Annotated in this window: 22 protein-coding genes; 21 read left to right on the forward strand and 1 reads right to left on the reverse strand. The window is 63.4% G+C overall.

Going from position 1 to position 23,450, the window contains the following annotated elements; genetic code table 11:
• The first annotated feature begins 113 nt into the window (after positions 1 to 113).
• The 9 genes from AB4Y42_RS17145 to AB4Y42_RS17185 all read left to right on the forward strand — a co-directional run bounded on the left by AB4Y42_RS17145 (position 114) and on the right by AB4Y42_RS17185 (position 8,768).
• Entirely contained in the window at positions 114 to 1,205 is a 1,092-nt protein-coding gene (locus AB4Y42_RS17145) for a LacI family DNA-binding transcriptional regulator (protein WP_368687988.1), read from the forward strand.
• Between the two features lie 173 nt (positions 1,206 to 1,378).
• Complete coding sequence (locus AB4Y42_RS17150; RefSeq protein ID WP_368694806.1) at positions 1,379 to 2,626, forward strand: ABC transporter substrate-binding protein; 1,248 nt, start codon at positions 1,379 to 1,381, stop codon at positions 2,624 to 2,626.
• A 106-nt stretch (positions 2,627 to 2,732) separates the two neighbouring features.
• On the forward strand, positions 2,733 to 3,749 hold the full coding sequence (locus AB4Y42_RS17155) for a carbohydrate ABC transporter permease (RefSeq protein ID WP_368687986.1): 1,017 nt from the start codon (positions 2,733 to 2,735) through the stop codon (positions 3,747 to 3,749).
• Positions 3,746 to 4,576 carry a carbohydrate ABC transporter permease gene (locus tag AB4Y42_RS17160; RefSeq protein ID WP_368687985.1) on the forward strand — a complete coding sequence of 277 codons (831 nt, stop codon included), beginning with the start codon at positions 3,746 to 3,748 and terminating at the stop codon, positions 4,574 to 4,576. Before AB4Y42_RS17155 ends, AB4Y42_RS17160 begins: the two co-directional genes overlap by 4 nt.
• A gap of 68 nt (positions 4,577 to 4,644) precedes the next feature.
• Positions 4,645 to 5,982 carry a GH1 family beta-glucosidase gene (locus tag AB4Y42_RS17165; protein WP_368694807.1) on the forward strand — a complete coding sequence of 446 codons (1,338 nt, stop codon included), beginning with the start codon at positions 4,645 to 4,647 and terminating at the stop codon, positions 5,980 to 5,982.
• A gap of 96 nt (positions 5,983 to 6,078) precedes the next feature.
• Positions 6,079 to 7,209: an ABC transporter ATP-binding protein gene (locus AB4Y42_RS17170; protein ID WP_368694808.1), complete on the forward strand. Its 1,131-nt coding sequence runs from the start codon at positions 6,079 to 6,081 to the stop codon at positions 7,207 to 7,209.
• Positions 7,210 to 7,238: 29 nt separating this feature from the next.
• Complete coding sequence (locus AB4Y42_RS17175; protein ID WP_368687982.1) at positions 7,239 to 7,460, forward strand: hypothetical protein; 222 nt, start codon at positions 7,239 to 7,241, stop codon at positions 7,458 to 7,460.
• A 688-nt stretch (positions 7,461 to 8,148) separates the two neighbouring features.
• Positions 8,149 to 8,379 (forward strand): type II toxin-antitoxin system Phd/YefM family antitoxin, encoded by a 231-nt coding sequence (locus tag AB4Y42_RS17180; RefSeq protein ID WP_368687981.1) that lies wholly within the window; start codon positions 8,149 to 8,151, stop codon positions 8,377 to 8,379.
• Positions 8,379 to 8,768, forward strand: a complete 390-nt coding sequence (locus tag AB4Y42_RS17185) for a type II toxin-antitoxin system VapC family toxin (RefSeq protein ID WP_201695153.1) — start codon at positions 8,379 to 8,381, stop codon at positions 8,766 to 8,768. Before AB4Y42_RS17180 ends, AB4Y42_RS17185 begins: the two co-directional genes overlap by 1 nt.
• Here AB4Y42_RS17185 and AB4Y42_RS17190 read toward each other — a convergent pair.
• Positions 8,747 to 9,823: a LacI family DNA-binding transcriptional regulator gene (locus AB4Y42_RS17190; protein WP_368603224.1), complete on the reverse strand. Its 1,077-nt coding sequence runs from the start codon at positions 9,821 to 9,823 to the stop codon at positions 8,747 to 8,749. The genes AB4Y42_RS17185 and AB4Y42_RS17190 overlap by 22 nt on opposite strands.
• Positions 9,824 to 10,107: 284 nt before the next feature.
• On the opposite strand from AB4Y42_RS17190, the gene AB4Y42_RS17195 reads away from it, so the two are divergent.
• The 12 genes from AB4Y42_RS17195 to AB4Y42_RS17250 all read left to right on the forward strand — a co-directional run bounded on the left by AB4Y42_RS17195 (position 10,108) and on the right by AB4Y42_RS17250 (position 23,265).
• Complete coding sequence (locus AB4Y42_RS17195) at positions 10,108 to 11,403, forward strand: extracellular solute-binding protein (RefSeq protein ID WP_368694809.1); 1,296 nt, start codon at positions 10,108 to 10,110, stop codon at positions 11,401 to 11,403.
• A 60-nt stretch (positions 11,404 to 11,463) separates the two neighbouring features.
• Entirely contained in the window at positions 11,464 to 12,381 is a 918-nt protein-coding gene (locus tag AB4Y42_RS17200) for a carbohydrate ABC transporter permease (RefSeq protein ID WP_368694810.1), read from the forward strand.
• A 3-nt stretch (positions 12,382 to 12,384) separates the two neighbouring features.
• On the forward strand, positions 12,385 to 13,215 hold the full coding sequence (locus tag AB4Y42_RS17205) for a carbohydrate ABC transporter permease (protein ID WP_368687979.1): 831 nt from the start codon (positions 12,385 to 12,387) through the stop codon (positions 13,213 to 13,215).
• A gap of 45 nt (positions 13,216 to 13,260) precedes the next feature.
• Positions 13,261 to 14,391 (forward strand): ABC transporter ATP-binding protein, encoded by a 1,131-nt coding sequence (locus tag AB4Y42_RS17210; RefSeq protein ID WP_368694811.1) that lies wholly within the window; start codon positions 13,261 to 13,263, stop codon positions 14,389 to 14,391.
• A gap of 107 nt (positions 14,392 to 14,498) precedes the next feature.
• A complete protein-coding gene (locus AB4Y42_RS17215) occupies positions 14,499 to 16,907 on the forward strand; it encodes a glycoside hydrolase family 3 N-terminal domain-containing protein (protein WP_368694812.1) in 2,409 nt (802 codons plus the stop codon).
• Positions 16,908 to 16,995: 88 nt separating this feature from the next.
• The gene (locus AB4Y42_RS17220) at positions 16,996 to 17,763 is read left to right on the forward strand and encodes an SDR family NAD(P)-dependent oxidoreductase (RefSeq protein ID WP_368687976.1); all 768 of its coding nucleotides are present in this window, start codon (positions 16,996 to 16,998) and stop codon (positions 17,761 to 17,763) included.
• A complete protein-coding gene (locus AB4Y42_RS17225) occupies positions 17,760 to 18,644 on the forward strand; it encodes an SMP-30/gluconolactonase/LRE family protein (protein ID WP_368694813.1) in 885 nt (294 codons plus the stop codon). Before AB4Y42_RS17220 ends, AB4Y42_RS17225 begins: the two co-directional genes overlap by 4 nt.
• Positions 18,645 to 18,794: 150 nt before the next feature.
• Positions 18,795 to 19,421, forward strand: coding sequence for a hypothetical protein (locus AB4Y42_RS17230; protein WP_368687974.1), 627 nt, complete (start codon positions 18,795 to 18,797; stop codon positions 19,419 to 19,421).
• Between the two features lie 156 nt (positions 19,422 to 19,577).
• The gene (locus AB4Y42_RS17235; RefSeq protein WP_133183973.1) at positions 19,578 to 19,862 is read left to right on the forward strand and encodes a type II toxin-antitoxin system Phd/YefM family antitoxin; all 285 of its coding nucleotides are present in this window, start codon (positions 19,578 to 19,580) and stop codon (positions 19,860 to 19,862) included.
• Positions 19,862 to 20,200 carry a type II toxin-antitoxin system RelE/ParE family toxin gene (locus AB4Y42_RS17240; protein ID WP_133183974.1) on the forward strand — a complete coding sequence of 113 codons (339 nt, stop codon included), beginning with the start codon at positions 19,862 to 19,864 and terminating at the stop codon, positions 20,198 to 20,200. Before AB4Y42_RS17235 ends, AB4Y42_RS17240 begins: the two co-directional genes overlap by 1 nt.
• 194 nt (positions 20,201 to 20,394) lie before the next feature.
• Positions 20,395 to 21,546: a diguanylate cyclase gene (locus AB4Y42_RS17245; protein WP_368687973.1), complete on the forward strand. Its 1,152-nt coding sequence runs from the start codon at positions 20,395 to 20,397 to the stop codon at positions 21,544 to 21,546.
• 483 nt (positions 21,547 to 22,029) lie between these two features.
• Entirely contained in the window at positions 22,030 to 23,265 is a 1,236-nt protein-coding gene (locus tag AB4Y42_RS17250) for an MFS transporter (RefSeq protein WP_368687972.1), read from the forward strand.
• The last annotated feature ends 185 nt before the right edge of the window (positions 23,266 to 23,450 follow it).

Below are 23,450 nucleotides of genomic sequence, written 5' to 3' on the forward strand. Positions count from 1 at the left end.
CCCTGGTCGCACCGGCTGCTTTTTCCGAGTTTTTTAGTCACTTCGAATTCGTATCTGGAAACGCTTTTTTCAGTGTCTGAAAGCGCTTTCATGAAAATGTTCAGGCGGAACTCATGACCGATGGCACCAACGAAGCACCCGGCGCGCCCAGTGTCCAGAGCGGACCCACTCCGGGTCCCAACGTGACGCTGGAAGAAATTGCGCGCGCTGCCGGCGTGTCTCCGAGCACGGTGTCGCGCATCCTGAACGGCACCGCGCGTGTTCTCCCCGAAAAGCAGCGCGCGGTGGAAGAGGCGATCGCGCGGTTCAACTATCGTCCGAACGTGCTGGCGCGCAGTCTTGCGAGCGGCCGCACCGAAACCATCGGCGTCCTGACACAAGCCGTGTCGAGCCCGTTTTACGCCGAGTGGCTGCGCGGTATTGAAGAGGCGCTTTCCGAGCCGGGCTTCACGCCGATCTTCGTGAGCAGCCGCTGGAATGTCGTCGACGAAAAGGCACGCCTCGAAGAGTTCATCGCGCGCCGCGTGGACGGCATCATTCTGTTGCATGCCCAACTCGACGAGCCGACGCTTACCGAATACTCGCGCTACGCGCCCATGCTGGTGCTGGGGCGCTCGGTGCAAAACGGCACGGCGCTCGCGGGCCTGCCGATCGACAACCTGCAGGGCGCACGCGACGCGACCCGCCATCTGATCGAGCAGGGCCACCGCGAGATCGCGTTCATTGCCGGCCCGAGCAGTCACGAAGACGCGATCGAGCGTCTCGACGGTTACCGCATCGCACTGGAAGACGCGGGAATCGGCTTCGACGCCGATCTGGTCGAGCAGGGCGATTACCTCGAAACAGGCGGCCTCGCGGCCATGGAGCGGCTGCTGGTGCGCCGGCCGTCGTTGAGCGCGGTGTTCTGCGCGAACGACCAGACCGCGTACGGCGCGCGTCTCGCGATGTTCCGCCGCGGCGTGCGCGTGCCCGAGGATGTGTCGCTGGTCGGCTTCGACGATCTGCCGACTTCTTCGTACATGACGCCGCCTCTGACGACAGTGCGCCAGCCGACCTATGAAATCGGCCGTCTCGCCGCGCAAGGCATCGTGCAGATGATCCGCAAGCAGCCCATCGCGCTGAGCCCCATTCCGCTCACGCTGGTGACGCGCGAGACGACGCGTCGCATCGGGCCGTCGCTTAGCCCGGTAGACAAAGGTGCATAAGGTCCGCGTCCACTTCGGCCGTTTTTTTGGTCTTGCGGTGAAAGCGCTTTCAAACAGATGAGCGCTGCAAGCAGGGAGTCAGGCGTTGCGAATGAATACAACAGGGGAAGTAGTTCGTAGCAGCAGGGGAGCAATTGAACGTCACTCACAAACGTATCACCAGGAGACATGTAATGAATTTCCGTTTTTCAGGCACTGCCGCTGCCGTTTTGCTCAGCCTGGCTACCGTGGCTGCGCATGCCAACACCACGCTGACCGTCGCGGTGTTTCCGAAGCTCGACCAGGAAATCAAGGACGCGATTCCCGCGTGGAAGAAGCTCCATCCGGACGTCGACATCAAGGTGTCGTCGCTGGCGATCGCCGATCACCACAACGCCATGACCACCGCGCTCGCAACGAGCTCGGACCTGCCCGACGTGATGGCGGTCGAAGTCGGCTTCATTGGCCGTTTCGCAGCGGGCGGCGGTCTCGAGAACCTGGCGAAGCCGCCCTATGACGCAGGTCAGTACAAGAGCCAGTTCATCAACTACACGTTCGCGCAGGCCACGACCCAGGAGGGCCAGATCGTCGGCATGCCGGGCGATATCGGCCCGGGCACGCTGTTCTACCGCAAGGACATTCTCGACAAGGCAGGCGTGACCGAAGCCGACCTGACCAAGTCGTGGGAGTCGTATCTGGCGGCCGGGCAGAAGATCAAGAAGGCGACCGGCGCGTACCTGATGGCGTCGTCGCGCGATATCGAAGACATCTATATTCGCGCCGACCTGAAAGAAGGCGATGGCGTGTACTTCGACAAGGCCGGCAATCCGGTCGTGACGTCGCCGCGCTTCGTGAAGGCATTCGAGCTGGCGAAGAAGGCGCGCGATCTCGGTCTCGACGCGAAGATCACGCCGTGGTCGAACGAATGGGCCGAAAGCTTCAAGCGGGGCACGGTCGCCACGCAAATGATGGGCGCATGGCTCGGCGGCCACCTCTCGTCGTGGATCGCACCCGATACGAAGGGCCTGTGGCGCGCGACGAATCTGCCCGGCGGTGCTTATGCATCGTTCGGCGGCACGTTCTGGTCGATTCCGGTGAAGGCCTCGCAAAAGCAGCTGTCGTGGGAATTCATCAAGTTCCTGACGACGCGTCCGGACGAGCAGCTCGCTTCGTTCCGCTCGATCGACGCCTTCCCGGCGCTGCTTTCGGCGCAGCACGACGACTTCTTCGCGCAGCCCGTTGCGTTCCTCGGCAACGAGAAGGCTCGCCTGATCTGGCGCGATGCGGCCTCGCATATCCCGGCGATCCAGCGCAGCAAGTATGACCAGGTTGCCGAAGAGGCGGTCCACTCGGCGCTCGACAAGGTGGTCGACAGCAACGAGGACATCCACCAGGCGCTGCAGGAAGCACAGGCTGAGATCACGCATCGGATCCGCCGTTAAGCGGTTCTGATGAAACGGCGCGGCATGCATCGCCGCGCTTTGAAGCCCGCTGCAACAGCGTGGCCGGTCGCCCCGGCCGGCCACGCCCGAATGGACGGAACTATTGATGAACTCTCCTCTGCCCACAACTGAACAAGTCTCCCGGGAAGGGCTCGTGCGCGATACGCTCGCCCACGCTCGTGGCAAACCGCGGCTCAATCCGGTCAAGATCGCGCCGTACCTGTTTCTCGCGCCGTTTTTCCTGTTGTTCGCCGTGTTCCTGGCCTTTCCGCTGCTGTTTTCGCTGTATCTCTCGTTCCAGAGCTGGGACGCGACAGCGGGTCTGGCGAGCATGAAGTGGGTGGGTCTGTCGAACTTCACTTTCACGCTGACGGACCCGTGGTACTGGAAATCGCTCTACAACACGGCTTCGATGGCGGTCATGTCCGGCGTGCCGCAGCACCTCATTGCGCTGCCGCTGGCGTTCTTTCTGCAAACCGCGTTTCGCCGCTGGCGCAATTTCGTGGTCGGGCTGTATTTCCTGCCCTTCATCACGTCGAGCGTGGCGATCGCGCTGATCTTCTCGTCGCTGTATTCGACCGACTTCGGCATGATCAACCTCGCCATTGCCGAAATCGGCAAGATTCCGGGGCTGCACTGGATCGTGCCTTCGAAACCGATCGAGTGGCTGTACAACCCCGCGAACGTGAAGCCGGCGGTTTCGGTTGTCGTCTTCTGGCGCTACGTGGGCTGGAATACGGTGCTTTATCTGTCCGCGCTGCAAACCATTCCGAAGGACATTTACGAGGCGGCACGCATCGACGGTGCCAATGGCTGGCAACAGTTCACGCGCATCACGATTCCGCTTCTCAAACCGATGATCTTCTTCGCCGTCACGCTTTCGATCATCGGTGGGCTGCAACTGTTCGAAGAGCCGTTCATCCTGCTCCCGAACGAAGGCATGGGCACGAGCCAGTCCGGCCTGACCACGGCGGTCTACATGTATCGCACGGCATTCCACGACGGCGACTTCGGCACGGCTAGTTCGATTGCGTGGCTGCTCTTTATCACGATTTCCGCGCTGATGTGGCTCAACACGCGCATTTTCCACCGCAGCGGCATGAAAGAAGAGGCACAGCGATGAAACTGTCGAAAAACAAGGCGCGCTATACGGGCTACGCCGTCGTGCTGGCGGGCGCGGTGCTGATGTTCTCGCCGTTCTGGTTCATGTTCGTTTTCGCCACGCACACGAGTTCCGAGATTTTCTCGATGCCGCCGCCGCTGTGGTTCGGCAATGCGTTTCTCGACAACATGGCGTCGCTCATGCGTCACATTCCGTTCTGGCGCAATCTGGGCTGGAGCTTCTACACGGCCACGATCCAGACCTTGCTGACGCTGCTCGTCACCTCGATGGCCGGTTACGCGTTTGCGATGTATGAGTTCCGCTTCAAGAAGACGCTCTTTGCCGTTGCGCTCACGGCCATGCTGGTGCCGCCGTTCCTCAGCATGATTCCGACCTTCATGACGATGAACCTGCTCGGCTGGATCAATCAGCCGCGTGCGCTCTACGTGCCCGGCGCGGCGGCCGCGCTCGGCGTGTTCCTCATGCGCCAGTACATCTCCTCGGCCATTCCGTCCGACCTGATCGAGGCGGCGCGCATCGACGGCTGCGGCGAGTTCCGCATCTACTGGAGCATCGTGCTGCCGCTGCTCGGGCCGGCACTGGGCACGCTCGGCCTCATCAGCTTCATTCAGGCCTGGAACAACTTTCTCTCGGCGCTCGTGGTGCTGCGTTCGCCCTCGATGTACACGCTGCCCCTCGCGCTGCGCATCTTGCAGAGCCCGACCAATTCGGACTGGGGCGCGGTGATGGCGGGCTCGGCGGTCGCCGTGGTGCCGTTGCTGGTGCTGTTCGCTTTCACCTCGCGGCGCTTGATCGACGGTTTGACGACCGGCGCCGTCAAGGCCTGAGTTTCGCTTCGTTCATTTCATGCCCGCTCACACAAGAGCGGACACGACTAATCAGGATACCTACCGTTATGTCGACGTTTCAATTCAAGGAAAACTTCGTCTGGGGCGTGGCCACCAGCTCGTATCAGATCGAAGGCGCGGCCCGTGAGGACGGCCGTGGCGAGTCGATCTGGGACACGTTCTGCCGCGTGCCCGGCAAGGTCGTGAAAGGCGAGAGCGGCGACGTGGCCTGCGATCACTACCATCGCCTCGAAGAGGATCTCGATCTGATGGTGCAAATGGGCGTCAATGCCTATCGCTTTTCGATTGCGTGGCCGCGCGTGCAGCCGGATGGTCGCGGCGCATACAACGAAAAGGGCCTCGCGTTCTACGAGCGTCTGGTCGACGGCCTGCTCGAGCGCGGCATCCAGCCGTTCGCGACGCTGTATCACTGGGACCTGCCGCAAGCATTGCAGACGGCGCAGAACGGCTGGGAAAGCCGCGATACGGCGTATCGTTTCGCCGACTACGCGCGCAAGATCGGCAACGTGCTGGGCGACCGCGTGGCTTCGATCGCCACGCACAACGAGCCCTGGTGCACCGCATGGCTCGGCAACGCGACGGGCTACTTCGCGCCGGGCAACGCCGATCTGAAGAAGGCGGCGCACGTGGCGCATCATCTCCTGCTTTCGCACGGCCTGGCCGTTCAGGCCATGCGCGCCGACGGCGTGAAGGCGCCGCTCGGCATCGTGCTCAACCAGTCGCCGGCACACGGCGCGACCGACGCGCCTGAAGACCTCGCTGCCGCTTCGCTCGAATACGCGAAGTTCGTGCGCTGGTACATGGACCCGATCTTCAATGGCGAATATCCGGCCGAAGCGCTGCAATGGTATGGCGCGAACGGCCCGCAAGAGGTGATCCGCAAAGGCGACTTCGACATCATCGGCACGCCGCTCGACTTCCTCGGCATCAACTACTACACGCGTATCTTCGCGAGCGCTTCGGGCAACAAGCGTCCGCCGGGCGTGCACGGCTTCACGGACATGGACTGGGAAGTCTATCCGGAAGGCCTGACCGAACTGCTCACGAAACTCAATGCCGAGTACACGCTGCCGCCGATTTTCATCACCGAGAACGGCTGCGCGTCGAAAGACGTGCTCGAAAACGGCCGCGTGCAGGATACCGACCGCATCCGCTTCCTCGATCTGCACCTGGCTGCACTGTCCGAAGCCGCACGACAGGGCGTGGACGTGGCCGGCTATTTCGCATGGAGCATGCTGGACAACTTCGAGTGGGCGTCCGGTTACGACAAGCGCTTCGGCATGGTGTACGTCGACTACGAGACCCAGAAGCGCACGCTGAAGGACAGCGCGCACTGGTATAGCGAGGTGATCGCGGAGCATGCCGCGGCCGAGGCCGCACGCTAACGCGGGCACACAGACAGCACAGTAACCCGCGCGAAGAGGGCAAACACGCCTGTCTCGCGCGGGACGGCAAGCAAGAGCACCAAGGAGGACGTAACAATGGGCGAACTCGTATTGCGCAACGTCGTGAAGACGTATGGCGAAGGTCCGCAGATCATTCAGGGCATCGATCTTCATATTCCCGACGGACAGTTCACGGTATTCGTCGGGCCGTCGGGTTGCGGGAAGTCGACCATGCTGCGCATGATCGCCGGGCTCGAGGAAGTGAGCGGTGGCGACATTCTGATCGACGGCATACGCGTGAACGATCTGCAGCCGGTGGATCGCGGCGTGTCGATGGTGTTCCAGAGCTATGCGCTCTATCCGCATATGACGGTTGCGGAGAACATGGGCTTTTCGCTGAAGCTCTCGGGCAAGTCGAAGCGCGAAGTGCGCGAGGTCGTGGGCCGCGCTGCCGAAATCCTGCAGATCACACACCTGCTCGAGCGCAAGCCCAAGGCGCTCTCGGGCGGCCAGCGGCAGCGCGTTGCGATTGGCCGCGCGATCGTGCGCAAGCCGCGCGTGTTTCTGTTCGACGAACCGCTGTCGAATCTCGATGCGGCGCTGCGCGTGCAGATGCGCATCGAACTCGCGAAGCTGCACCGCGAACTCGGCACGACGATGATTTACGTCACCCACGATCAGGTCGAGGCGATGACGCTCGGCGAGCAGATCGTGGTGTTCAACAAGGGGAACATCGAGCAGACGGGCGCGCCGCTCGATCTGTACGACCGGCCCGCGAACCGTTTTGTCGGCGGTTTTATCGGCTCGCCGCAAATGAACATGCTCGCCGCCACCGTCGTGTCGCAAAACGGCGTGCAAACCGTCCTCGCGCTTGCGGGTGCGAGCCACCGCATCGCGTTGTCGGGCCGTCCGGATCGCGCACTCAACGGCGAATTGACCCTGGGCGTGCGCGCCGAGCATCTGAGCATCGGCTTCGCGGACGAAGGCATCGCCGCGCGCGTGGAGCTGGTCGAACATCTGGGTGATGTGTCGATCCTGCACGCGCGCCTCGACGGCATGGCGCACGCCATCGCGCTCAAGCTCGACAAGAAGGACGCGCAATACGAGCCGGGCGCGCGCGTGGGCATCAAGGTGGCCTCGTCCGCGGTCACGCTGTTCGATGCGAAGGGCGACGCGGTGGCGTTAGAGCGCCCCCAGGTGGGAGAGAACGTTCAAGCCGTCGTTTGACGTGCCGGTTTGGGTAGGGGAAGAGTGCCATGACGAACAAAGGGTCGAAGGACGATTTCGCGTCCGCTGCCAATGCGCGGAGCGGGCAGACCGCGACGTCAGGCGAAACGCGCGCCGTGACGGACAGGGAACGCGAGCCGCAACGCAACCGCCAGGAGAAATTGCGCGAGCCGTTGCATGCGTTCATCGTCCATTTCGACGCGGAGCCTTCGTCGAAGCCGCCGCCGGACGATCCGGACCAGCGAGTGTGACGATATGGGGGCAGGGATGATTATGAGTGTCGCGAAACGGCGTTACGACTTTTCTTACCGCCCATTTAACGTTAGCCGGAACGGTACTTTTTTGCAGTACCCTGTGGCCAGCTTTCCGGGCGCTCATGCCTTGCTGGGCCGGGATCCGGCGGGGTTTACGCGGACTCTGCGTCAATTCGCCAAGCCCAGGTAAACCACGCATGGCGGCGCCCGAAGCGGGCATTTAACATGAATTAACGTTAAGGGTAACGTTATTATGTTTCTGCTTAATCGACGGTCTGCAGCAAGGGCAATCACCTCCCTCAACGCTCCGCTTTCCTGCGGCAGCGTCCGTATCGGCAAGCGAAGCGTACGTCGCTACTCGCGCATATCCGCCGGCAAGCAACACATCCTGTTGTCGTGCCTCGCGGGTCGCCCGATCACAACTCGGGCTGCTTGACGGACATTCATCAGACAGACCGATTATATGAAAGCGCAAGGGCCGCGGGGCGGATTCGGGCGAAACATGTTACCGGTAAAAACCCGCAGTCCGTTGGTGCGAGATATACCGGTGCAGGGCGTAGTTCAGGTAGCAAACGGTTGGGCAACGCCGATAAAGAGCCATTGGGGTGCGAAGCGCAATTTCGTTGCGTGCGCAACGACCCGATGCAATAAAAATCCGATAGAATTTTGATGGGTGGAGAGCGTCATGGAAAAGCGAGTATCCAAAGCCATTTTCAAGTCCCGCGCCTGCGAGCTGTTCCGCCAGGTCGAAACGCTGGGCGAAACCGTCGTCGTGACGGATCGGGGACAACCCACCATTGAAATCCGGCCGTATCGCAGCAAGACGGAGAATCCGCTCGAGCTGCTGCGCGCGTCGATCACGCATTTCAATCTCAAGCACGCGCTTGCACCGGTTCCCGCCGAGCAGGAAGACTAATGATCACGCTCGACACGCTTGCGCTCGTGTGCTGGCTCGGCAGGCAGAAAGCGCTGAGTCAGGCCGCGCACGATGCGATCGACCGTGAACTGGACGGCGGCGAGATCCTCATTTCAGCCATCAGCGCGCTGGAAATCGCGGAGTTCGTGAAGGCGGGCAGCCTGGGGCTTTCCATGGATGCCCGTAGCTGGCTCTCCACGTTTCTGAAGCTGGATGGCGTGCGCCTGATTCCGGTCGATTCCGAAATTGCGTTCCGGGCGGCGACGCTGCCGCCCGCGCTCACCTCGCATCAGAGGCTGATCGTCGCGACCGCCCGCACGCACGGCGGCGCGCTCGTGACCTCCGATGCGAAGGTGCGCGCCTCGACTTACGTCGAAACGATCTGGTGACGCGAGCGGCGGTGGCGCGCTCGCACCGGTCCGGTCGAGTCGCGCACCACCAGCTCGGCAGGCAGCGTGATGCGCTGCGAAGCGGCGTCGATGCCGGCGATCTGCGCGAGCAGCGTATTGACCGCCGAACGCGCCATTTGCTGGAACGGCTGGCGAATCGTAGTGAGGGCAGGATGAAACTGCTCGGACATGGGAATGTCGTCGAACCCGATCACGGAGATGTCGTCGGGCACGCGCAAGCCCGCTTCCCTGACCGCGGCGATCACGCCGAACGCGCTCTGGTCGTTGGCCGTGAAGATCGCGGTGGGCGGATCGGGGAGATTGAGCAGGTCGAACGTGACGTCGAACGCCATCATTTGCGAGAGATCGCCGGCGGCGACCAGCGCGTCTTCACGCGGCAGGCCGAGCTTGGCGAGCGTGTCGCGATAGCCGCGCTGGCGGTCGCGTACGCCTTCGATGGTTTCGTCGCCGGCGAGAAACGCAATGCGCTTGTGGCCGAGTTCCGCGAGATGCTCGACCGCGAGACAGGCGCCACCGTAATTGTCGACGGATACCGAAGGAAAGCCCGTGAGCGTGCCGCGCTGATCGACCACCACCACCGGCACTTTGGCCGTGGCGAGGGCTTCGAGGCAGAGCGATTCGCGCGGCAGGATGGCGAGAATGCCGTCGGAAAATTGCTGGATCAACCCGAGCAGGTCGTGATGCGTATGGCGGTCTTCGTCGAACACGGTGTACACGAGCATTTCCATGCCCGCGCCGCGTGCCGCGCGGCCCGCGCCGAGCACCAGCTCGCTGGAGAACTGCGTGTCGAGCGTGGGCGTGATGATGCCGATGATGCCGTTGCGCCCGCCGGAGAGTTTCTGGGCGGTGCGGTTCACGACATAGCCGATGTCCGAAGCGATTCTCAGTACTTCGTCGCGCGTTTCGCGCGACACGCCCGGGCGTCCGTTGAGCGCGCGCGACGCGGTCATCTGCGACACCCCGGCAAGCTTGGCGACGTGCTCAAGCGTTGGAGTTTGCCTTGCCATGCGTGGTGTGGGCTTACGAGAGGTCATGTCTGCGAAGACTCGCTCGTGACTCGCGGTTACTCCGCGGATGGGTCGCTCGTCACGTTAGCGATACCGTTTATGTGCCGGCTATTCTAGCAGATGCGGGCTTGTTCAACCGTTGGCGCGCGTACCAACCTTGCGCGGAGCGCAAGCTCGGACGGGCGCTCACCAGGAAAATCCCGCATAGCCGTAGCTCAGCTCCCGGATTAACATCCACTAACGTTAAGGCTAACGTTAAACCCGCAGATAACTCAGGTAGCTCTCAATATTCCTAAAGAGGGGACACAAACATGGCGTACCCAGGTTTCTCCAAGGCGCGGGCGATTGTCGGCGCCACGGCACTGCTGTTTTCACTGTCTGCAGTCGTTTCGAACGCCGTCGCGGCGGAATCGAAAACCATCACGGTATGGGATCAGCAGACCAATGCGTCGTCGAGCAAGATCATCCGTGACGCTTCGGACCGCTTCGAGAAGACCGATCCGGGCTACAAGGTCGAGAATTCGCACGTCCTGAACGAGGCGTACAAGACGAAGCTGAAGGTGGCGTTCGGCGCGAACCAGCCGCCGTGCGTGTTCGAGAACTGGGGCGGCGGCGGCCTGCAGGAATATGTGAAATCCGGTCAGATCGTCGACCTCACGCCGTACCTGAACAAGGACCCGGCGTATCGCAACCGCTTCATGCAGTCGTCGTGGAGCGTCACGACGTTCGGCGGCAAGACCTACGGTGTCGCTGCCGAAAACGCGGCGGCCGCGGTGATCTTCTACAACAAGGAAGTCTTCAAGAAGTACGGCATCACGCCGCCCAAGACGTGGGATGAGCTGATGCACGTCGTCGATGTGCTGAAGCAGCACAACGTGGCAGCGTTCTCGCTTGCGAACAAGAACAAGTGGACGGGCTCGATGTACTACATGTACCTCGTCGACCGTATCGGCGGTCCGCAAGTGGTGAGCGACGCGATCGCAGGCAAGGGCAAGGGCTTTGAAGATCCGGCGTTCATCGAAGCCGGCAAGCGCATTCAGGAGCTAGTGAAGGCGGGCGCGTTCGCGCCGGGCATCAACGGTCTCGACTATGACTCGGGTGCGTCGCGCCGTCTGCTGTATACGGGCAAGGCCGCGATGGAGCTGATGGGCGCCTGGGAAGCTTCGACGATCGCGAACGAAAATCCGACGTTCTCGAAGGATCTCGACTTCTTCCCGTTCCCGAGCGTGCCGGGCGGCAAGGGCGACCCGCGCGACCTGATCGGCACGGTGGGCGATGGCTTCCTGAGCATCTCGACCGAGTGCAAGACGCCGGAAGCCGCATTCAAGCTGATCCAGTCGCTGACCGACGACCAGGCGATGCAGGCACGCGCGTCGGATGACCACAAGCTTCCGCCGGTCAACAACGTCAAGATCGGCGATCCGTTCACGCAGCGTCTGCAGCAACTGCTTGCGGCGGCGCCGAGCGTGCAGCTCTGGTACGACCAGGCTCTGCCGCCGGCGTTGGGCGAACTGCACAAGGACACGACGCAGGCGCTGTTCGGTCTGTCGGTGACGCCTGAGGCGGCCGCGCAGCAAATGGAAGCCGCTTCGAAGAAGGGCGGTTGATCTCCAGCACTCAGGAAAAGTCCGGCTGGCGCCGCAAGGCGCCGGCCGGCAGAAAAGCTCGTGAATATTGCACTTTCCGCTACACCCGACCGCCGGCTGAAGCTCTCCTCGCAAACGCTCGTCACGGTCGTGTTCCTCGCGCCGGCGCTGCTGCTGCTGGCCGTGTTCCTGCTTTATCCGCTCGTTTCCAGCTTGCGGCTGTCGCTGCTCGACTGGAATGGTCTCGGCAATACGGCCCGCTATACGGGGCTCGCGAACTGGGCGCGGCTCGCCCATGACACGGTGTTCTGGCAATCGCTCAAGAACAACGTGATTCTCGCGCTCGCCTCGATCGTCATTCAGCTTCCTGTCGCGCTCGCGCTCGCCGTGCTGCTGGAAAAGGCCGGCCGTGGCTCGCGCGTGCTCAAGGTTCTCTATTTTCTGCCGCTGCTCATGTCGAGCGTGGCGATCGGCGTGCTGTTCAAGCAGATCTACGATCCGAACTTCGGACCCCTGAACGTAGCGCTGCAGGCGTTCGGGCTCGATGGCCTCGCGAAGGACTGGCTGGGCGACCCGCACTTCTCGCTGGGCGCGACCATCGCCGTGATCATCTGGCAGAACGCGCCTTTCTACATGATTCTGTTCCTCGCCGGCCTCTCGTCGATGCCGGCCGAGGTCAACGAGGCGGCGCTGCTCGACGGCGCTTCCGAGTGGACCATCTTCTGGCGCATCAAGCTGCCGCACCTGCAAGGCACGGTGCGCACGGCGGTGATCCTTTCCGTGCTCGGCTCGCTGCGTTACTTCGATCTCGTCTTCGTCATGACCGGCGGCGGCCCCGAGGGCTCGTCCGAGGTGATGGCCACCTACATGTATCGCACGGTGTTCAGTTCGTTCCAGCTCGGCTACGGCAGCACCATCGGCTCGGCGATGTTCCTGATCGTCATCGCAGTGGCGGCGGTGTCGATGTACTTCACGCGCCGCTATGCAACCGAGGTCTGAAGCATGATCAAGAAATTTCGCTTTCCCCGCGTGACGATTCCGATCCTCGCGCTGATCTGGCTGGCCGTCACCACGGTGCCGTTCATCTTCATGGTGGTGTCGAGCTTCAAGAGCCAGGAAGAGACCTTCACGACTTCAGTGTGGGCGCCGCCGAGCCACATTTACTGGGGCAATTACGCGGCCGTGCTGAAGGGGCCGTTCTTCACGTATTTCCGTAACAGCCTGTTCACGGTGGGTGTGTCGGTTGCGCTGATCGTCGTCATCAGCGCGATGGCGGCCTATGTGTTCGCACGCATGCGCTTCAGGCTGAACAAGCTGCTTTTCGGCCTCGTGGTCGCGGGCATGATCGTGCCGCTGCATGCGACACTGGTGCCGATCTATCTGCTCACGCGCAACCTCGGCCTCTACGACACGCAGTTCGCGCTGCTCGGCCCGTATGTGGCGCTCAGCCTGCCGGTGTCCATCTTCATCCTGACCGAGTTCATGCGGCAGATTCCGCGCGAGCTCGAAGAAGCCGCGCAGCTCGACGGCTGCAGCCCGTTCCGCATTTTCTGGCGTATCTTCTTCCCGCTTTCGGGACCGGGGCTCGCCACGGTGGCGATCTTCAACGGCATTGGTCTCTGGAACGAGTTCATCTTCGCGTACATGCTCACGTCGACGTCCGAGCACCGTACGCTGCCCCTCGCGATCTGGGATTTCATGGGGCAATACGCGTCGAACATACCCTCGATGCTGTCCGTTCTCGTGCTCACGTCGCTGCCGTTGATCGTCGCCTACGCGTTCGGTCAGGAGCGCGTGATCAAGGGGATGATGGCCGGCTCGCTGAAGGGCTGATTCAGGTCTGATTCGCACCGCTAACCGAACTTCGCATAAATCGATATGGCAAGCATTTCCCTCAATAACGTACAGAAGGCCTACGCGAACGGCAACGCCGTGATCCGCGACGCCAACCTCGAAGTCGGCAAGAACGAGTTCTGCGTGTTCCTCGGCCCGTCGGGCTGCGGCAAGTCCACGCTGCTGCGCATGATCGCCGGACTCGAATCGATCACCGACGGCGAACTGCGCATCGACGGCGAACGGATGAACGAGGTCGAACCCGCGAAGCGCAAGGTCGCGATGGTGTTCCAGAACTACGCGCTCTATCCGCATATGAGCGTGTACGAGAACATGGCATTCGGTCTGCGTCAGGCGAAGATCGACAAGGCCGTCATCGACAAGAAGGTGCGCAGCGCCGCCGCGGCGCTGCAGCTCGATAGCTATCTCGAACGCCGCCCCGCAGCGCTTTCCGGCGGCCAGCGCCAGCGCGTGGCGATTGGGCGCGCGATCGTGCGCGAGCCGGGCGTGTTCCTGTTCGACGAGCCGCTGTCGAATCTCGATGCGGCGCTGCGCGTGCAGACGCGCACCGAGATTGCGCGTCTGCATCGCGAGTTCAGCGAGGCGAGCGCCGTGTATGTGACGCACGATCAGGTCGAAGCCATGGCGCTGGCCGATCGCATCGTGCTCCTGCAGGCCGGCGATCACATGGAGCGCCACGGCAGCGTCGCGCAGGTGGGGGCGCCACTCGATCTGTATCACCATCCGAAGAGCCGCTTCGTCGCGGGCTTCATCGGCTCGCCGAAGATGAACTTCTTCGCGGGCACGGTGGTGGGCGGCGACGATGGCGGCGTGGACATCGACCTGCAAAGCGGCGAGCGCGTGCGTGCGCGCGTGGACGGCGCGCGTGCGCGCGCCGGCATGAAGGTGACGCTCGGTGTACGGCCGGAGCATCTGCGTGTAGCCGGCGATGCGCGCAACGAACAGACGCTGGCGTGCCGCGTGAAGCTCGTCGAACACATGGGCGAGCACAGCTACATCCACGCGGCGCAGACGGGCCCCGGCGCGACGACATTGATCGCCAAGGTGCCCGGCGACAGCGCGTTGACGCACGATGAAGTGGTCAAGCTCGCGCTGCCGGCCGAGGCATGCCACGTGTTCGACGATCACGATATGGCGCTGCGTCGTCTCAGCTAAGCCGGGCGCGGCTTTCGCCGCGCGACCGCGCAACGCCATTTTCAAAAGCACAACTAAACGGACGGCGAGAAAAAACGCCGTCTCGTGCAATACCAGGGAGTGAAGCAATGTCGCTTGAACACACCACCGAGATTCCGCTTTACCGCCGCTCCGACGCACCGACGGCGCAGCGCGTGACCGACCTGCTCGCGCGCATGACGCTCGATGAAAAGATTGCCCAGCTTCACGCCGCGTGGCTGGTGCTTTCGGCCGACGGCGAGCACAAGGCGCGCAGTATCGACTTCGCGCAAAGCGCCAACAGCCTCACGGTGAACCAGATTCTCGAACACGGTCTTGGGCAGATCACGCGTCCGCTCGGGACCCACACGGTCGATCCCAAAGAGGGCGTGCGCGCGCTCAACGAGCTGCAGCGCAAGATGGTCGAAGACACGCGCCTGGGCATTCCCGTCATGTCGCACGAGGAATGCCTCGTGGGCCTGATGATCAAGGACGCCACGCTGTTTCCCTCGCCGCTGAACTACGCGGCGACGTGGAACCCGAATCTCGTGGGCGAAGTGGGGCGCATCATCGGCGAGCAGGCACGCTCGATCGGCTGCCACCAGGGCCTGGCTCCCGTGCTCGATGTGTCGCGCGATCCGCGCTGGGGCCGCACCGAGGAAACGCTCGGCGAAGATCCGTATCTGGTGGGCGTGCTCGCGTGTCACTACGTGAACGGTCTGCAAGGCGAGCGGCGTGACGTGCTCGCCACGCTCAAGCACTTCGTCGGCCACTCGGCGAGCGAAGGCGCCCGCAATCATGCGCCCGTGCATGTCGGACCGCGCGAGTTGAACGACGTGTTTCTGCTGCCGTTCGAAATGGCGGTCAAGCTCGCGCACGCGGGCTCGATCATGCCCGCGTACCACGATATCGACGGCGTGCCCTGCCATGCGGACCGCACGCTGCTGCACGATACGCTGCGCGAGAAGTGGGGTTTCGAGGGGCTCGTCGTTGCGGACTATGCTGCTGTCGACCTGCTTTACAGCCATCATGCGGTAGCGCACGACAGCGCGTCGGCGGCGGCGCTCGCGTTCAATTCGGGACTCGACGTCGAGTTGCCGGGCCACGAGTGCGCGGTCCATCTGAAAGAAGCGCTCGATCGCGGCGAGATCACCGAAGCGACGATCGACACCGCGGTGTCGCGCGTGTTGAGCACCAAGTTCCGCCTCGGCCTGTTCGAGAATCCGTATGTGGACCCCGAGCGCGTGGACGTGAAGGGCACGGCGGCGGCCGATACCGCGTATCAGGTCGCGCTCGAATCGGCGGTGCTGCTGCGCAATGAAGGCGGCGTGCTGCCGTTGAACGCCAACGGCGCGGAAAAAATCGCGGTGATCGGTCCGACCGCCGACGACCCGCTCGCGCTGCTCGCCGGCTACAGCTTCCCGGTGCACCTCATCAACTCGGGCGAGCAGTCGGTCGCGTCGATCGCCACGCCGCTGGGCGCACTGCGCGAGGTGCTGGGCGAGGCGCGCGTGCTGCATGCCAAGGGTTGCGACATCATCAAGACCCGCCGTGCGGGCGCGCCGGTCTTCCCGGGCGACGTGTCGCTCGACCTGAGCGCCGCCGCCAACCGCGACGACCTGATCAGCAAGGATACCGAAGCGATTTCCGCCGCGGTCGAAGCCGCGCGCAAGGCGGACGTGGCTGTCGTGTTCGTCGGCGATCTGGCGGGCTTGTTCCAGTCCGGTACGGTGGGCGAAGGCTCCGATACGGACAGCCTGGAACTCCCGGGTGTGCAACTGCAATTGCTCAAGGCCGTGGTCGAGAGCGGCACGCCGACGGTCGTCGTGATGACGGGCGGCCGGCCGTACAACCTGGGCGGCCTCGAAGATCGCATTGCCGCGCAAATCATGGCGTTTGCGCCGGGCGAGCGCGGCGCCGAGGCGCTTGCCGATCTGCTGGTGGGGCGCGCCGGGTTCAGCGGCCGTCTGCCGCTCTCCGTGCCGAAGAGCGCAGGCGCCGTGCCGTATGTGTACAACCATCGCCTCAAGAGCGCGGGCACGCCGATCGCCTATCACTTCGGCAGCCGCTATCCGTTTGGTTTCGGGCTCGGCTACACCCAGTTCCGTTACGGCGATCTCGCGGTGGCGCAAGGCGAAGTGCCGCTCGAAGACGGCACCGTCGAACTGAGCTTCACGGTCGAGAACATCGGCTCGCGCGACGGCACGGAAGTCGTGCAGATCTACGTGCGCGACCAGCACGCGTCGACGGCGCGGCCGGTGCGCGAACTCAAGGCGTTTGCACGCGTGCCGCTCGCGGCAGGCGCGCGCACTCGCGTGAACGTGAAGCTGCCCGTCGATATGTTCAATTTCACCGACGCACGCGGCGAGCGCATCGTCGAGCCGGGCAAATTCGATCTGATGGTGGGCAGTTCGAGCCGCGATATCCATCTGAGCGGCACGGTCACGGTGGTGGGCAATGCCACGCGCACGCTCCCGCGCGACTGGCGCATGCTGAGCGCCGTCGAAGTCGTCTCGTAAGCGAAAGGGAAGCGGCAGGTCAGGGCGGCGAGCCATTTGCGGCTCGCCGCCCTGTTTGGGTTCTGACAAGTCAACACTGGAATATCTGATGTCGTACGCAATCTATCCGAGCCTGGCGGACAAAACCGTCGTTATCACCGGCGGCGGCAGCGGGATCGGCGCCGCGGTCGTGGAGGCATTCGCGCAGCAGGGCGCGCGCGTATTTTTCCTCGACGTGGCCGAAGACGATTCGCTCGCTCTTCAGGAGAAGCTTCGCGGTGCGAAGCATCCGCCGCTGTTCAAGCGTTGCGATCTGTGCAGCGTGGAGGCGATCGAAAGCGTGTTCGCATCGATCGTCGATGCCGCGGGCCCGATCGACGTGCTCGTGAACAACGCGGGCAACGACGATCGCCATGAGATCGGCGAGCTGACCGCGAGCTACTGGGACGGGCGTATCGCCGTGAACCTGCGCCATCAGTTCTTCTGCGCGCAGGCCGCCGCGCGAGGCATGCGCCAGGCGGGAAGCGGTGTGATCCTTAACTTCGGTTCGGTGTCGTGGCACGTCGCCTTGCCGAACCTGCCGATCTACCTGACCGCGAAGGCCGGCATTGAAGGCATGACGCGCGGCCTCGCGCGCGATCTGGGCGGCGCGGGTATTCGCGTGAACTGCATTATCCCGGGCGCCGTGAAAACGCCGCGGCAGATGAATCTGTGGCAAACGGCGGAGAGCGAGGCGAAGGTCGTCGCGGGGCAGTGTCTGCAATTGCGCATCGAGCCCGAGCACGTGGCCCGCATGGCCTTGTTCCTCGCATCCGACGACGCCTCGCGCTGCTCCGGACGCGATTACTTCGTCGACGCGGGATGGTACGGAGAATGACGATGCCGCATCCCGTGTGCGTCTGGCCGATCGGCGCCGAGCTGGCCGAAGGGCCGCTCTGGCAGGCCGCGGAAAACGCGGTCTATTTCGTCGATATCAAGGGTCGCCGGATTCATCGCTTCGAGGTCACGACCGGGGAGCGCATGACGTGGTACGCGCCCGACCAGGTCGGCTTCATCGCGCCGCTGGGCGACCGCGTGTTCGTGTGCGGCTTGCCTGACGGCCTGTATCGCTTCGACGCCGTGAGCGGGGAATTCGACAAGCTGGTGGATGTCGAGCCGCATCTGCCGGGCAATCGCCTCAACGACGGTTTCGCCGATGCGCGCGGGCGCCTGTGGTTCGGCTCGATGGACGACGCCGAGCAAGCGCCGAGCGGTACGCTGTATCGCGTGGACGCAGGCGCGGTGTTGAGCGCACAGGACAGCGGCTACGTGATCACCAACGGCCCGGCCATGAGTCCGGACGGCCGCACGCTCTATCACAACGACACGATGCGTCGCGTCGTGTATGCGTTCGACGTCGCCGTTGATGGCACGCTGTCGGGCAAGCGCGTCTTCACCGCCATAGCCGGCGACGGGCACCCGGACGGCATGGCGGTGGACGCCGAGGGCTACGTGTGGGTCGCGCTGTTCGGCGGCTGGCGCATCGACCGTTACTCACCCGAGGGCGAACTGGCCGGTCGGATCGCGTTTCCTTGCGCGAACATCACGAAGCTCGCGTTCGGCGGGGACGATCTGCAGACCGTGTACGTTTCCACCGCATGGAAGGGGCTCACGGCTGCCGAGCGCGAGAAACAGCCGCTGGCGGGCGGCTTGTTCACGTTCCGCTCGCCGGTGCCGGGGCAGGCGCCGGCGAACTGCGCGGCGGCATTCGGACGGTAGGCAGCCTCGACCCCGGCCTCGACCCTCTTGACCCTATAGGACCAAAGTCCGATGGTCGGGGCGTCCTGCGGTGTTAGGCTCCGAGAGCACACGCCATGGTCCCTGACCGGCGCAACAAGCGTGGCACCTGATCGTTCCAGGGGGACTACCATGCTCTATCGATCGAATACGTGCATTGCGTTCGCGCGCGGCCTGGCGCTCTCAGTCGCGGCTTGCGGCTTCTTTGCGGCCTCGGCGCCCCTGTGCCGCGCGGCCGACACGGAAGCTTCCGCCGCCTCGGAGGCCATGCCAGCCGGGGCCTCCGTCGACACGGAAAGCGGCACCATCAGTTTGATCGATCAGAAGAATGCACTCATCGTCGTGACCGTGCCGGGTCGCGACGACCTGAGCTTCAATGTGAAAGATCATCCCGACGTGCTCAAGGTCATCCGGGTCGGCGACAAGCTCACGACCCACTACATGGAGCCGTACGTCACCGGATTGACGCCTGCCGAGGGCGCGGCGGTCACGCGCCTGACCCACACGGCAAAGGTGACCCAGCATTCCTCCGGCGCCGACCAGGAAAACTTCCAGGTGCTCCGCGAGTTCAGCGGCGTGGCGCAGGTCACCGGCGTGGACCGCAAGCTCAACCTCCTGACCGTCGTGGACAAGTCCGGCACCGCCCGTTCCATTCGGGTCAGCCGCCCGGACCTGATCGAAGTAATGCAGTCCCTCAAGCACCATAGCCACGTGCGCATCAAGTACGAATCGGAGATGACGATCATCGTCGCCCGTTAGCGGCCATGCTGGGGGACGCACGCGTTTCGCACGCGGCGCCGATCTCGATCGGCGCGGAGGTGCGATCGGTCAAACCCGGCCCTAAAAGGTGGTGCGTGCAAGCGGACCGATAATAGTCTATATTTGGTCCTGTTTAACTTGCTACGGGAGCACCTCATGCATCTCGCCGATCACGTGAAGCCAATCAGCTACCTCAAGAGTGAAGCCGCGCAAATCGTCAAGGATCTGACCGATTCAGGGGAGCCGCTCATCATCACGCAGAACGGCGAAGCGAAGCTCGTTGTTCAGGACGTGCGAACCTATGAATCGACTCAACAAACGCTCGCATTGCTGAAGATCCTGGCCATCGGCCAAAAACAGATCGAGCGTGCGGACCATCTGGATGGCGACGAGTTCTTTGCAGAACTCAACGAACTCGACCGCCAGGAAAAGCTTCGCTAATGCAGGCCCCGCTGCTGAAGTACCGCGTCCTGCCGACCGCGCGGATCGGTATCGATGAGTTGAGAAGCTACATCGTCCGCGCATTCGGATGGGAGACCTGGCGCCAGACGTCGGCTCAACTTCAGGACGCCATTGCGCAGATCCGCCAGTTCCCGGAGAGCGGCCACTTGCCTGCCGAACTCGAAGGCTTTGTCGACGACACTTTTCGACAGATACTTTCGGGCAAGAACCGGATCATCTATCAGGTCCGCGATGACACCGTTTTTATTCACCTCGTGATCGACACGCGACGCGACCTGCAAGCGCTTCTACAAAGAATCGTGCTTCGCCTGATGTAAATCGCATACCAAATCTTCAATTGGTTGCTAGCTCAACCAACGATATCCACCCGCATTCCTAAAGTTTCCCTTACAGCCTGCCGTTATCGCAGTTGGGTGGCCGCCTGTTGCTTTCGCGCGGCCGTACGACCCGGACTTGACAGGGCGCGAGAGGCGATAACGTCTGGCGCGCGGTACGACCGACGGTGATGCATGTGAGCTCCCGCAACGAAATCTACTCTTTGCCGCGCGGCAAGCTGGCCCGTTGGTTGACCGAACCCGGACGGGACACGCCGCACGAAATCCGTGTCGCCCTTGTCGGCACCTTGTTTGGAACGTTGCCGATCTTCTTTGGCGGCGTATCCAATACCGTGGCCGTGGCGTGGGTGCTCGCGCGCCGGCACGGCACGCTGCCGTTCAAGTTCTGGCTCGTCGCCGAAATCCTCGTCTGCGCGGTGCGCCTCGCCACGCTCACCCTGTCGCGCCGCCGCGCGAGGGAGGGCAAGAGCACGCCCACCGACTTCTATATTCTGCTCGCGCCGTTGTGGGGCGCGACGGTCGGCTACGGCGCGCTCGTCAGCGCCATGAGCCGGGATTGGGTATCCGCTACGCTCGCCTTTCTTTCCGCCGCCGCCATGGTGGGCGGGATCTGCTTCCGCAATTTCGCGGCGCCGCGCCTGGTGGCGGTCATGATCTGCCTTTCGCTGGGCCCGTGCTGCATTGGCGCGCTGCTGGGCGGCGAGCCAGTTCTCCTGCTCTCGCTCCTACAAATTCCCTTCTATCTGTTCGCGATGAGCGCCGCCGCGCGCCACCTGAACGCCATGCTCATCTCGACGATGAAGGCCGAACGGGAAAACAGCCATCGCGCGCGCCATGACGCCCTCACGGGACTCCTGAACCGCGATGGTCTGTTCAGCGCGGCCGGGCCCACGAGCGCCACGCCACTCAAGGCCGGCATGACGGTGTTTTTCGTCGATCTCGACGACTTCAAGCTGGTGAACGATGCGCATGGCCACAAGGCCGGCGACATGCTGCTCGTGCAGGTCGCCAGCCGTCTGCGCATGCTCGCTAGCGCGGGCGCATGGGTGGCCCGCATGGGCGGCGACGAATTCGTCATCGTCGATCCTCAGGTGGACCGGGCGCCGCGCGATTGGGCCAGCCTCGTGACCGAAGCGATCGAGCGGCCGTTCGAGCTTGCGCCGGGGCTGCTGGTGAAGGTTGGGGCGAGCGTGGGCTTCACGACGGTGGCGGCAGACGACCTGGACGTCGATCAGGTCTTGCGCCGCGCCGATCTCGCGATGTACGCCGTCAAGCGCGAGAAGGCGCCTGGCGAGCCCGTTGGGGTGGTCGAACGACCCGCGTCTTGAGAGCGGCCTGCCCGATCGCGCCGGTACGTCGAGTGGTCCTAACCAGTTCATCGCCCGCATGGGCGTGCGGACACGCTTCTGAACTGGGTCGCTTGCGAGCGCCGCGCGCTGACCAGAAAGACCGGTTTCCGGCAATGCCTCACAGGGCGCTTTCCCGGCGCCCTTAGCCTCCTGGCCAGCGACAGGCATAAGCATCGATTCGATGCCTAATTTGTCCCCGGAAAAATATCGTTTATTTTTCCGGCGCTGAAATGACATAATCTCTGCCCCGCCGGCGCGGCGCGCGGCGGGCCGCGTCACATTCCATTCATAACCCTTTTGACGACCCCGCTAATCGCAGGGCCGCACGCCATTCTTTATTTGATGTTAATTTAAACCCCATTCCCGATTGGCCATTTAAACGGCGATTTTCCCCATTTTTTGGTGCGAAATTGCCGAACAATGGCTTTTATTATTCGCCACACACAAAACAGTCATAGAAACATGAACGACCGTTCTCCCAATCTCGCGCCCGCGCCGCTCGAAGAGACGACACTGCGCCAGTGGTTGTCTGTCTTTGCCGTGGCGATCAGCGCATTCGCGTTCGTGACGTCCGAATTCCTGCCGGTCGGTCTGCTCACCGAGATCGCCCGCGACCTCGGCGTGACGCCAGGCACGGCCGGCCTCATGGTGACCACGCCGGGCGTCATGGCGGCGATCTTCGCGCCGGGCCTGATGATGTTCGCCGGCCGCATGGACCGGCGGCAGGTATTTCTCCTGCTCACGGCCGTGCTGCTCGCATCGAATATCGTCTCCGCGCTTGCGACGAATTTCGCGCTCATGCTGGTTGGCCGCGCGATGCTCGGCGCAGCGCTCGGCGGCTTCTGGACCCTCGCAACCGCAGCGGCGGGCCGCCTCGTGCATACGAGCGACGCCGCACGCGCAACGGCCATCATCCTGACCGGCGTGACCTTCGCGACGGTGATCGGCGTGCCGCTCGGTACCTTTATCGCCGGTTTCGCGTCGTGGCGCATGTCGTTTTTCGTAACGGGCGGCCTCGTCGCGCTCGCGCTCGCTGCGCAGGCGTTGCTGGTGCCAACGCTTCCTTCCGCAGCCGCATTGCGTCTCGCCGATTTCGCCACGCTGCTGCGCCGCCCGCATGTGCGTCTGAGCATGCTGATGGTGGCGCTCGTGTTCGGCGCGCATTTTTCGACCTATACGTTCATCGCGCCGCTGCTTCAGCAGGACTTCTCGATGAGCGCGATCACGCTGCTGCTGCTCGCATTCGGCGTGATCGGCTTTTTCTCGAACGCGCTGACTTCGGCGGTCGTGGCCACGCGACTGAAGTCCGCCGTGGCGACGATGACGGCGCTGCTGTTGTGCGCGCTCTCGGCGATGATTCTGCTCGACCACGTGCGAATCGGCGAGATCGCGGCGATGCTGATGTGGGGCGTGGCGTTCGGCGCGATTCCGCTGTGCTTCTCCGTGTGGATTCAGCGCGGCACGGCCGATCTCGCCGAAGCGGGCTCGGCGATGTTCGTGAGCGTGATCCAGGTGGCGATTGCGCTTGGCTCGTCGGTGGGCGGCACGATCGTGGACCGTGCGGGCATCCGTGCCGATCTGGTGCTCGGCTGCGCGCTCGCCGTGTTCGGACTCGTGACGCTGCAGCGGCTTGCGGCAATGGAGCGGCCGGCGCGGGTCGCGGCGCTCGAATGCGAATGCAGCCCGTCGCTCGATTGAAACCATTGAAACGGGAGCGACACAAGGCGGCGAGCCATCGACCTCGCCGCGCCGCGCGCCGGGTCTGCGCAAAGAGACCTGATTTCATTGCACCACGTTAGCGCATCGCGCACTGCGCTAACGTTTGCGAACGGGCATGATCGTCCGTCCGCAAGGCTCGCCAATTGTCGCGTGCCACGCTCACG

The sequence above is a fragment of the Paraburkholderia sp. EG286B genome (assembly GCF_040965655.1).
Lineage (GTDB): Bacteria > Pseudomonadota > Gammaproteobacteria > Burkholderiales > Burkholderiaceae > Paraburkholderia.